Source organism: Clostridioides sp. ZZV14-6009, assembly GCF_020658095.1.
Taxonomy (GTDB): Bacteria; Bacillota; Clostridia; order Peptostreptococcales; family Peptostreptococcaceae; genus Clostridioides.
On record NZ_JAGWDG010000010.1, the window covers coordinates 16614 to 28464 of the forward strand.

General features: G+C 28.7%; 9 protein-coding genes. 8 read left to right on the forward strand and 1 reads right to left on the reverse strand.

Annotation, left to right across the window (positions count from 1 at the left end):
* The first annotated feature begins 20 nt into the window (after positions 1 to 20).
* From KGF36_RS12980 to KGF36_RS13005, 6 genes are all read left to right on the forward strand, one after another.
* A complete protein-coding gene (locus tag KGF36_RS12980) occupies positions 21 to 1412 on the forward strand; it encodes a YfcC family protein (RefSeq protein WP_227433860.1) in 1392 nt (463 codons plus the stop codon).
* 13 nt (positions 1413 to 1425) lie between these two features.
* On the forward strand, positions 1426 to 2613 hold the full coding sequence (locus KGF36_RS12985; RefSeq protein WP_227838960.1) for a M20 family metallopeptidase: 1188 nt from the start codon (positions 1426 to 1428) through the stop codon (positions 2611 to 2613).
* A 266-nt stretch (positions 2614 to 2879) separates the two neighbouring features.
* Positions 2880 to 4889: a sigma-54 interaction domain-containing protein gene (locus KGF36_RS12990; RefSeq protein ID WP_227830073.1), complete on the forward strand. Its 2010-nt coding sequence runs from the start codon at positions 2880 to 2882 to the stop codon at positions 4887 to 4889.
* Positions 4890 to 5135: 246 nt separating this feature from the next.
* Positions 5136 to 5888 (forward strand): gamma-glutamyl-gamma-aminobutyrate hydrolase family protein, encoded by a 753-nt coding sequence (locus KGF36_RS12995; protein WP_304521243.1) that lies wholly within the window; start codon positions 5136 to 5138, stop codon positions 5886 to 5888.
* A gap of 37 nt (positions 5889 to 5925) precedes the next feature.
* Positions 5926 to 7245, forward strand: a complete 1320-nt coding sequence (locus KGF36_RS13000) for an APC family permease (protein ID WP_227842814.1) — start codon at positions 5926 to 5928, stop codon at positions 7243 to 7245.
* 388 nt (positions 7246 to 7633) lie between these two features.
* Positions 7634 to 8788, forward strand: a complete 1155-nt coding sequence (locus tag KGF36_RS13005) for a glycerate kinase (protein ID WP_227830070.1) — start codon at positions 7634 to 7636, stop codon at positions 8786 to 8788.
* A gap of 146 nt (positions 8789 to 8934) precedes the next feature.
* Here KGF36_RS13005 and KGF36_RS13010 read toward each other — a convergent pair whose 3' ends face one another.
* The gene (locus tag KGF36_RS13010) at positions 8935 to 10848 is read right to left on the reverse strand and encodes a PTS sugar transporter subunit IIA (RefSeq protein ID WP_227842815.1); all 1914 of its coding nucleotides are present in this window, start codon (positions 10846 to 10848) and stop codon (positions 8935 to 8937) included.
* A gap of 254 nt (positions 10849 to 11102) precedes the next feature.
* Here KGF36_RS13010 and KGF36_RS13015 point away from each other — a divergent pair, with 254 nt between their 5' ends.
* The gene (locus KGF36_RS13015; RefSeq protein WP_227842816.1) at positions 11103 to 11420 is read left to right on the forward strand and encodes a PTS sugar transporter subunit IIB; all 318 of its coding nucleotides are present in this window, start codon (positions 11103 to 11105) and stop codon (positions 11418 to 11420) included.
* A gap of 22 nt (positions 11421 to 11442) precedes the next feature.
* Positions 11443 to 11814, forward strand: a complete 372-nt coding sequence (locus tag KGF36_RS13020) for a hypothetical protein (protein WP_227842817.1) — start codon at positions 11443 to 11445, stop codon at positions 11812 to 11814.
* Positions 11815 to 11851 lie beyond the last annotated feature (37 nt).

Genomic DNA, 11851 nt, shown 5'->3' on the forward strand with positions numbered 1-11851 from the left:
AAAAAGTGGGGAGATTAAAAATGAGCAGTTTAAAAAAGAAAAAGTTTACTATGCCACAGACACTTACTATAATATTTTTACTAATAGTAGTAATGGCAGTTCTTACTTGGATAGTGCCAAGTGGAAATTTTGAAAGGGTAGATATAGACGGAAGATCGGTTGTTGTAGCTGGAACTTATGAAAAAGCAGCATCAAATCCACAGGGAATTACTGATGTATTTACAGCACCTATAAATGGATTTATAGATGCGGCTGAAGTAGTTGGATTTGTTTTGATAGTTGGAGGAGCTTTTGGAATAGTTAATAAAACAGGAGCTATAGAAGCTGTTATAGCTCATACTGTAAATAAAATGAAGAGATTCCAATTTTTAATAATACCTATATCAATGATTCTATTTGGATTAGGTGGAACAACATTTGGAATGAGTGAAGAAACACTACCTTTTTATATGATATTTATTCCACTCATGACCAGTATGGGATATGATTCATTAACAGCAGTAGCGACAGTATTTATAGGAGCAACAGCTGGATTTGGAGCAGCTACTACTAATCCTTTCTCTGTAGGAATAGCACAAGCATTGTCACAAATAACACCAGGTTCTGGGATAGAGTTGAGAGTTGTTATGTTTATAATATATATGGCTATATCTATAGGATTTGTTATGATGTATGCCAATAAAGTTAAAAAAGACCCTAAAAAGTCTTTAGTACATGGTATATCATTGAATCAAGAATCAATGGCTAATACTGATACAAACATAAAAGAATTTACAAAAAGAGAAGCTATGGTAATAGCAATTTTCACAATAGGTATGGCAATTATGATATATGGAGTTTTAAAGCTAGGATGGTACATAACTGAAATTGCAATGATATTTACAGCTATAGGTATAATATCAGGAATAGCATCAGGGCTTAAACAAGATGACATAGTCAATTCATTTATAAGTGGAGCAGGAGATTTAATGACAGCAGGGTTATGTATAGCATTTGCACGTGGAATAGTAATAATAGCAGAAAATGGATTTATAATAGATACAATTTTAAATTCTGCCGCAAATTTATTAAATGGACTTCCAAAAACTATATTTATAAATTTAACTTTCTTAATAGAAGGTTTAATAGCATTTTTTATACCATCAGCATCAGGACTTGCATCACTTACAATACCTGTACTTGCACCACTTGGAGACTTAGTAGATGTATCTAGACAAATGATAGTTACAGCTTATCAATTTGGTATAGGTGTAACTAATTTAATAACACCTACATCAGGTGTTTTAATGGGAGCACTAGCAGTAGCTAATATTCCTTGGTCAAAGTGGGTTAGATTTGTAATGCCTTTAATGGTAGTATTAACAATTACTGTAATGGTATTTTTAACAATAGGATTATTTGTTGGATTCTAATAGGAGGTATATTATGATTGAAAGTATAAAGAAAAGAGCTTATGAGATAGAGAATGAACTGGGAAAAGAAATTGAAGAAGTATGTGATTTTATATTTAACAATCCAGAACTAGGAGAAGAAGAATATATATCATCAAAGTACTTAGTAGAGAAAATGAAGGAATATGGATTTGATACAACTTATCCGTACTGCAATATGGATACTGCTTTTAGAGCAGAGCTAGGGGATAACGATGGTCCAACTATAGCATTTTTAGCTGAGTATGACGCACTACCTGGATATGGGGAAAATAAAGAACCAGGTCATGCTTGTGGACATAACTGGATTGCTGCATCTACATTAGGAGCTTGTATAGTACTAAGTAAGTTAAAAGAAAATTTTAAAGGAAAAATTGTACTAATAGGAACACCAGCTGAAGAGACAACAGGAGGAAAGTGTGATTTAGTTAAAGCAGGAGCTTTTGATGATGTTGATGTAAGTTATCAGATGCATATAGAAGCTTTTAATAACATAAACTGCAAGGCTTTGGCAATAGACTCAATAGAGTTTAGTTTTGAAGGTGTATCAGCACATGCAGCTAGCCACCCTCATATGGGAGTTAATGCATTAGATGCAGTACAACTTACTTTTGCAGGAATAAATGCACTAAGACAGCATGTAAAATCAGATGTTAGAATACATGGGATAGTTTCAAATGGAGGAGAAGCTCCAAACATAGTTCCAGAAAAAGCAGCCTGTGAGTTTTTCGTAAGAGCTGCTGAAAGAAGTTATTTAGATGAAGTAACTAAAAAAGTTATAAACTGTGCGAAAGGTGCAGAGCTAATGACAGGAGCTAAACTTTCTTATAGATACTTTGAAAATTCTTTTGACAACATAATTAATAATAAGGTGCTTCAGAATATAACAAAGAATAATTTAATTGAAGCAGGTATAACGGATATATTAGAAGGAAAAGAGGGGCCAGTAGGTTCTACAGATATAGGAAATGTAAGCCAAGTTTGTCCTACTATGTATACAGAAATAGCTCTAGACATAAATCCAATGGTATATGTTCATGAAAAAGAGTTTTTAAATTATGCAAATTCTGAGGAAGCTTATGATAAACTCCACAAAGCAGTAAAGGCAATGGTAGGATGTGCGTTAGAAATTTATCTAGAAGATGGACTACTTGATGAGATTAAGAAAAATCACTTAAATTAAAAATAAAACAAAGGGGTATTACCGAAAAGTTGGTAATACCTCTTTATTTTTTGATAGAAGTCATATTTTTGTAGATTCTATAGATAAAGTTATATTATTTATCTAATCTTAATCATATAATAATATTTCTAAGTCAATATTAAATAAAAATAAGTAATCTATCAATTTGGCATAACTTTTGCTTTATACTAAGTTAAAAGATTTTGAACTATATTAGAACTATTAAAATCTCACATAATATAAACAAAAGAAAGGATAGATTTATAATGAAAACAATAGCAGTAGTAACTGATGGATTATCTAAATTAGAATGTTTTTTAAATAAAAATCTAAAGCTAATATTTAAAGATAAAGTAAAAATAAAAAATTATTATTTAAATAGAATAACAGAAGAAGAATTGATAAAAGATGACATAATATTAGTAATGATAGATGATAGAGTATTAAAAATAAAAAAATATGTAAAGGATGTCTCAAAAATAATAACTATAAACAGGAGTATAAAGCAAAGGGATATATACAAGTTATTTTCATTACCAGAAGGAATAGATGTATTAGTAGTAAATGATAATAACCATACTGTATTAGAAACAATATCTAATTTATACAATATAGGAATAAATCACTTAAATTTTATACCATATAATCCTAATGAAGAATATAGACACATTAAGATAGCTATAACACCAGGAGAGAGAGAGTTAGTTCCTGAATATATTAAAGAAGTTATTGATTTAGGACATAGATATATTGATAGTTCAACATTTATTCAAATAATAGCAAAGCTTAAACTAGATGATAAAGAAATTACTGAGAGGTTAATTAAATATACAGATGAAGTGATTAGTTTATATTCAGGTATAAATACTAAATATAAAGAACTTACTATAAAAGCAGATGAATTAAACTCTATAATAAACCTATCAAACTTAGGTATGGCAATGATATCAGAGAAGGAAAATATAATTATTTGTAATGATAGTTTGAGTGATACACTAGATATTCAAAATGATATTATAGGAAAAAATATAGATGAACTAGAGAATGAAAATATTAAAAAGATTTTTAGATTAAGTAAGGCACATGATGAAGTTATAAAGTTTAATAATAAATATTTAAATGTAAATAAGTATAATATAGAAAGTTTTGGAAGGGTGACTGGATATTATTTTTGTATTCAAGAAATAACTTACATAAGGAAATTGGAACAAAACCTATCAAAGAAGCTTAGAGAAAAGGGGCAAGTTGCTAGGTATACCTTTGATGACATAAAAACAGTATCAGTAAAAATGGAAAGAACTAAAGAGCTAGGTATGAAAATAGCGGAATCTGATTATACAGTTCTTATAACTGGAGAAAGTGGAACAGGAAAAGAACTCATGGCTCAGTCTATTCATAATGCATCGCCAAGACATAGTCAACCATTTATAGCTATAAACTGTGCAGCTATGCCAGAAAATTTACTTGAAAGTGAACTTTTTGGATATGAAGAGGGTGCTTTTACAGGTGCCTTAAGAGGAGGAAAAAAAGGTTTATTTGAGCAAGCTAATAATGGAACTATATTTTTAGATGAAATAGGAGACATGCCTATATATTTACAAAGCAAATTACTTAGAGTATTACAAGAGAATCAAGTCATGAGAGTTGGGGGAGAAAATGTAATAGATACTGATGTTAGAGTAATTGCAGCTACAAATAAAAATTTATTAGAAATGATAAAAAAAGATAGGTTCAGAGCTGATTTATATTATAGGATAAATGTATTGCCTATAAACATACCACCTTTAAGGGAGAGAAAAGAAGATATAGAAGTTATGTTAAAGTATTTTATGAAAAGGAAGAGGGAAATTAGTCAAGATGTTCAAGACATTATTAATGCATATGAATGGCCAGGGAATATAAGAGAGTTAAAAAATACAGCTATGTATATTAACATTATGAGTTCTGAGCATGTTATTTTAATCAATGACCTACCTCATAACCTATTAAATATAACTGAAGATTATAGTAAAGAAATAAGTACATTAAAAGATAGAACATCTATAGAAAAAGTAAGGTTAGTAATGGAATGCTTAAAAAATGCCAATAACCTTAATAAAAACATAGGTAGAAATGGTATTGTTAATTCAATAAATGAATTAGGTTATAATATAACAGAAGGTGAGGTAAGGGGAATACTTAATATACTTAAAGAACTAGATTTGATAATATGTGAATCAGGTAGAAAGGGAAGTGAGTTAAATAGAAGAGGGAAAAATATATTAAATAGTATTTAATAGGTCAATAAAAAGGAAAATATAAATGCCTATTTTGCCCATTAATTAGACTTAAGACTATTCAAAAAAGCCGAATTAAACAGGATTAAAATAAAATGTAAATTAGTAGAATGATTTATATAACTGCTGCCTTAGAAAAAGTATTTTAAAAATAAATTAGAATTTTTAAATAAATAAAATATTGGTATGCTACTTGCTCTTTAACAGAGAAGTAGCATTTTTTATTGTTCATAAATAATTTAAGGGGTGAAGAAAGTGATTAAAAAGAAATATCCAGTAATAGGAATATCAGGAAACTTATTAATTGATGAAGGGGGGATGTTTCCTGGTTATGAAAGGGCTTATGTAAACAATGACTATATACAGTCAGTAGTTATGTGTAAAGCTATACCATATATTGTACCAATTGTATATGATGATGAGATTATAAAGGAACAAGTATCAAATATAGATGCACTTATACTATCAGGAGGGCAAGATGTAAACCCTCTCATATGGAAAGAGGAACCTCATAATAAGCTAGGTGCAATATCACCCAAAAGAGATGGTTTTGATATGAAGTTATTAAAACATGCTTTAGATATGAAAAAACCAGTGTTAGGTATATGTAGAGGGGAGCAAATAATAAATGTAACTGAGGGAGGAAGCTTATATCAAGACTTATCTTTAATTGAAGGAGCTTACATAAAACATAATCAGCAACATTTATCTAATATACCTACACATACAGCGCAGATAAAAGAGGGTACAAAGTTGTATGAAATATTAGGAGAAAAAGAAATCTTAGTTAATAGTTTCCATCATTTAGTTGTCAATAAGGTAGCTCCAGGATATATTGTTTCAGCTACTGCTAAAGATGGTTTAGTTGAAGCTATAGAAAAGGAGGGAAATGAGTTTGTAATAGGTATACAATGGCATCCAGAAATGATGACTAAGGATTGTGATAATATGAAAAAAATATTTATGGCGATAGTTAAAGAAGCATCTAAAGAAAAATAATTATAACTATATTTAAGTTGGGTTTGGAGGAATAACAATGAAAAAAAGCGTTAAGTTAGGTTTCTGGAGTATTGTATTATTAGGGATTAATGCAATAATAGGGTCAGGTATATTTGGTTTACCTGGAGATGCTTATACAAATATAGGTCCAGCAAGTATATTAGTACTAGTTTTTTGTATGTTTTTAGCTGTCTCTATTGCTTTATGTTTTGCTGAAGCAGGGAGTTGGTTTGATACTGATGGAGGGCCATATCTTTATGCAAAAGAGGCATTTGGAGATTTTATTGGGTTTGAAGTTGGATTTATGAAGTGGATAGTTAGTATGATTGCTTGGGCGACTATGGCAAACTTTTTTGCAGTTACACTATCATCTATATGGCCTCAAGCAGCCGAGCCACTTATTAAAAATATAATAATTGGTATATTAGTTGGAGGGCTTGGGCTTATAAATTTTATGGGAATGAAGCAATCTAAGCATTTAAATAATATAATGACTATAGGAAAATTATTACCAATAGTTTTATTTATAGTTGTAGGTTTATTCTTTATAAAAGGTTCTAATTTTACACCATTTGTAATAATACAAAAAGGTCAAAGTACATCATCAGCTTTTGTAGCAGTATCAATAACTTTATTTTATGCTTTTACAGGGTTTGAATCTTTAGCTGTTGCAGCAAAAGATATGGAGAATCCTAAGAAAAATGTACCTAAGGCATTAGTGATGGTAATGTTTGTGGTATCAGTAATATATATGCTTATATTGGGGATAAGTATAGGTGTATTGGGAGATGGATTAAGAGGGTCAGCGACTCCTGTTGCAGATGCTGCTATTAAAATGTTAGGTCCTATAGGTGGATATATAATTACAATAGGGACTATAGTATCTGTTGGAGGTATAAATATTGCATCATCTATATTTACACCAAGGTCTGCTGCTGCTTTGGTTGAGCAAGGATTAATGCCTAAGTCTATAAGAAAAACTAATAAAAATGGAGCTCCATATATAGCAATTATAGTATCTGTTATAGGAACTTTATTAATAGCATGGTCAGGGTCATTTACAACATTATCTCAAATAAGTGTTGTATCTAGATTTATTCAATATATTCCTACCTGTCTAGCTGTATTAATATTAAGAAAGAAGTATGCTGGTAAAGACATAAACTTTAGGATACCTGGAGGAGCAATTATACCAATATTTGCAGTAGCTATAAGTGTAGTATTATTGATAAAAGCAGGTATTGATGAACCAATGAAGATAGTTTGGGGACTAGGTGGTATGATAATTGTAGTTCCTATATATTTCTATATGACTAAGGTATACTCAAAGAAATATAATGATATTGAAGTCAAGTAATCCTTATAATTACTAGATAGTAAAATTACGAGGATTGTAATAAATTTTCTATCTATAAATTGGATGCAGAAATATAATCATGTGAGTGATTTTTTTGTACTTTAGCTCCAGTATTGAAATTAACAAAGAATTATATTTATATGTATTTTATAAGGATACTTTTGAATTTAGGATAAGCGGTATAACATTTTGGTGTTATACCGCTCTTTGCATAAATAACTTTATTTTTTTACTGATCTAGTTGCATAAAATGATGGAATATTAAATTCATCTAATAAGAGATGTCTATAAAGAAGAAACTGTATGTACAAAGAAAGGAGTAGAGTATAAAATAGAGTTTAAACTAAAACTTATAAAATTGTATGGTTAAAATAAGGAGCAGATAAAAATGAAAGTATTAATTTCTATAGATTCCTTGAAAGGAAGTTTATCTTCAATCGAGGCAGCAAATGCAATAAAAAAGGGAATATTAAAAGTAAAAAAAGATGCAGAAGTAAAAATATTGCCACTTGCAGATGGTGGTGAAGGGACAGTAAATGCTTTAGTTCAAGGAATGAATGGGAAAAAAGAAACTATAGAGGTTACTGGACCCATAATTAAGAAAGTAAATGCGACATATGGATTATTAAAAGGTACAAATACAGCAATAATAGAAATGGCTCAAGCCTCAGGATTAACATTAGTTCCAACTGAATTTAGAAATCCTTTATATACCACGACTTATGGTGTTGGAGAAATAATAAAGGAAGCAATAAATAAAGGCTATAGAAACTTTATAGTTGGAATAGGTGGAAGTGCTACTAATGATGCTGGGGTAGGTATGCTTCAAGCTTTAGGATTTGAGTTTTATGATGAAAACAACAACTTAGTAGGGTTAGGTGGAACAGTTTTAAATGAAATAAGACATATAAAAGTAGATAATAGATTAAAAGAATTAGATGAATGTAATTTTAAAATAGCTTGTGATGTAAACAACCCACTGTTTGGAAAAAATGGAGCTGCGTACATATATGGACCTCAAAAAGGTGCGACACCAGAAGTAGTTGAACAATTAGATAATGGACTTAGAAATTTTTCTAAGGTAGTAAAAAGTAACCTAAATAAAGATGTAGCTAATGTAGAAGGCGTAGGAGCAGCAGGAGGATTAGGTTTTGCATTTTTAGCGTTTTTAAATTCAAAATTAGAATCAGGAGTAAAAATAATATTAGATGAAATTAAATTAGAAGATGAAATAAAATGTGTAGACCTTGTTATAACAGGTGAAGGTAGATTGGACAATCAAACTGCTATGGGCAAAGCGCCAATAGGAGTTGCAAAACTAGCCAAAAAGTATGGAGTAAAAGTAATAGGTTTAGCTGGGGCAACGACAGAAGATGCAGTTAAGTGCAATGAAGAAGGGATAGATGCTTATTTTTCTATAGTAAATAGGGCTATGACAATTGAAGAAGCAATGGATAAAGAAACTGCAAGTAATAATATGACTGCTACAACAATACAAATATTTAATCTTATAACTAGTATACAACAGACAAAAAATAAGTAGTATTTAAAAGTAAGTGGTATTAAAATTAAGATATATTGAGTAAAAAGAAAGCTGTCACATATGAATTTAGATTTTTTCAGTGTGACAGCTTAATTTATTTTGTATTAATAATTTTAATAATATGTATTGTGAACAAATTAATGAATTTAGATGCTTTGAATAAGATAAGCTATTCTATTCATAAAACTACTATAACTATCTGCTTTAGTGAGCTCTTTTACATTATTCCACTCAGATAGTATTTCAATAAAACTTTCAAATATGTAATTGAATCTTTCTTTTTCTTTTTCGTTTATAGGTATCATGGCTATAATTTGAACTTTTTCCTCTCCCCATTTAACTGGTTTATCGTTTACAATTAAACAGACTCCAGTTTTTAAAGCATTCATTTTCATACTATGAGGAATTGCTACATTGTTATTAAACGCAGTTGAAGACATATTTTCTCTTATAAGAACGTCATCTATATAGTTAGGCTCAACATATTTATTTTCATATAGTACATTTCCCATAAATCTTATATAATCTTTAGCACTGTCTAAATATATGTTTTTCATAAATAAAGATTCACTGAAGTACATTTCTAAATGATTTTGTACAGTAAGTATATTTTTTCTTTCCTTAATCTGAATAAATTTACTTTGAATATTGTCATAATCTTTTCTGTTTGGATAAGGATTTATATAGACAAAAGGTAGAGGACATCTATCACTAATTGGTAAGGTAGTAATAACCATATCTACTTTGCTATCAAAGTCTAGATTATGAATGTCTGAAAAAATCTGAATAACTTCTATAGATTCATTAAATCTTTTTTCGAGGTCTCTCACTATTTTGAGTTGTAAGTCATAGTAATTTGGAGTAATTAATGCACAGAGAACTTTATCTTCTAGTAGTTTTTGCCTATCAAAAAATGAGCCTACATGAAGAGATATATATGATATCTCATCTTCATCTATCTTTATATCCTCTAAAATTTGAATTTGATTACAAATATAAACAGAAATATCATATATTAGAGGATAGGAATCTTTTAACTTTTGAGGTATTTGATTTCTCAAAACTTGATTATTATTGGCCCTACTTACTAAGTTTTTTACATGAAGAGTAAATCTCACAACGAATTCATCATCAGATAAATCTATAAAATATAAATCATATACATTTTTAATTATTTTTTTAGTTAAATCAACGAAATGTTCATTTATATAATTAGATAATGATTTAGTATCCATTTGATGGTAGTTTAAGACTGTGGTTTTGTTTGTTAACTGAAATACTAAATAATATAGTTCTGCACTAGTTAAAGTTATATCGTATTCAGACTCTAAAAAGCTCGATATATCTTTTGCTATATTTATATCTATATTATTGTCTATGTAGTTTACTACTTCACCTGATTCTATGTAATTATTCTTTTTTATCCTATCTATGGTTATCATTAGATGAAGAAGTATGTTATTTATAGCATATTCATTTGTAAATAAATTGTACTTTTTTAATATATGTATTACATTTTCCTTTAGTTTAGTTAGATTATATTCCTGATATATTTTTTGAACATCAAATAAACTTAAAAAGTCACTTCCTGTTTCTTTAAATATTATAGAACTCATTAATTTGCGTTTTGAAGACTCATCTCCAACTAGTTTTAGTAAAAATCTTGATTGTTTTATTTTTAAATTATAATTTTCTATAAATTTATTAGCTTTGACTATATCACCTTCAATGGTTGCTGAGCTAACAAATAATTCTTCACTTAAATCAAATATATTAATTCCTTTACTGTTAATGATAAGTTCCTTTAAAATTAAATTTAACCTATTAGCAGGTGATGCATTTTCTGAACTATCAATTTTAGTTTGACAACTACTATTAAGATTTACTTTATATCCTTTTTTAGAGGACAATATAATTTCACCAGTAGAATTAATCTCATTTACATATTTTCTAATTGAACGTGTTGATACGTTAAGATAATTAGCTATTGTAGATGAATCTATCCAATCATGTTGCGTTTTTATGAAATTTAAAAATAACTCTTTTTTAGATGTTTTCATCAATATCCCCTCACATAGTTTTTAAAATAAAATCTGTATGATATGATATATTGTATAATTGAATGTACGTATTATAAAGTACATTATACTATATATTAACATGTCTAGTTAAGAGTAAATGATTTCCTATTGTTAGGAACTATATTTATGTTAAAGGAACTTATTTAGGAAGTACAATATAAATATAATCAAATAAAAATAAAAAAAATTCATTAAGAAGTAAATTAATGAATGAAGATATTGGAGGTATTATTATGAAAAATATAAGAGTGTTATTAGCATGTGGTTCAGGAGCAAGTACAGGGTTTATGGCAACTAGTATGAGAAAGAGTGCAAAGAAAAAGGGGATAGAAGCAGATATAAAGGCTAGAAGTGAGTCAGAAATAGATAAATATTTACCAGAGATAGATTGTTTATTATTAGGGCCACATCTAGACTATATGAAAGATGAGATTCAAAAAAGAGCAGATGAGTATAACGTTCCAGTAGCATGTATATCTAAAATTGCATACGGGAGATTAGATGGTGCAAAAGCTTTAGAAGAAGCACTAGAGCTAATATCAAATAAATAAAATATTTATAGGGAGATTATTTATGAATAAATTTATAGATTTATATACATACTTGCTACTGAATTTTAATATAGGGAGTTTAGATATTATTATTAGAAATATAAGTTTTCTCATGGGTCATATACTTATGTGTGGTGGATTTGCAATGCTTATAAAGTTTGATATTGGAATGAGTCCTTTAGATGCAATATTAATCCATATTGAAAATAACTTTAAATATTCATATAAAGTTTTAAAAACTACAGTAGATGTACTATTTTTAATTCTAGGTGTATATTTAGGTGGAAATTTAGGATTTGGAACTCTATTTTACATATTATGTACAGGGACCACAATTTCAATTTTTAGTAAATTAATCTCTACTAATAAAAAAATATACTTTTCAAATATATAAACTGATAAATGGATAAGTATGAGATATATCTGTGAAT

Coding starts and splice junctions, on each gene's coding strand:
- KGF36_RS13010 (WP_227842815.1), bottom strand. CDS start 10,848: ATGAAAACATCTAAAAAAGAGTTATTTTTAAATTTCATAAAAACGCAA.
- KGF36_RS13000 (WP_227842814.1), top strand. CDS start 5,926: ATGAAAAAAAGCGTTAAGTTAGGTTTCTGGAGTATTGTATTATTAGGG.
- KGF36_RS12985 (WP_227838960.1), top strand. CDS start 1,426: ATGATTGAAAGTATAAAGAAAAGAGCTTATGAGATAGAGAATGAACTG.
- KGF36_RS12990 (WP_227830073.1), top strand. CDS start 2,880: ATGAAAACAATAGCAGTAGTAACTGATGGATTATCTAAATTAGAATGT.
- KGF36_RS13020 (WP_227842817.1), top strand. CDS start 11,443: ATGAATAAATTTATAGATTTATATACATACTTGCTACTGAATTTTAAT.
- KGF36_RS12980 (WP_227433860.1), top strand. CDS start 21: ATGAGCAGTTTAAAAAAGAAAAAGTTTACTATGCCACAGACACTTACT.
- KGF36_RS13005 (WP_227830070.1), top strand. CDS start 7,634: ATGAAAGTATTAATTTCTATAGATTCCTTGAAAGGAAGTTTATCTTCA.
- KGF36_RS13015 (WP_227842816.1), top strand. CDS start 11,103: ATGAAAAATATAAGAGTGTTATTAGCATGTGGTTCAGGAGCAAGTACA.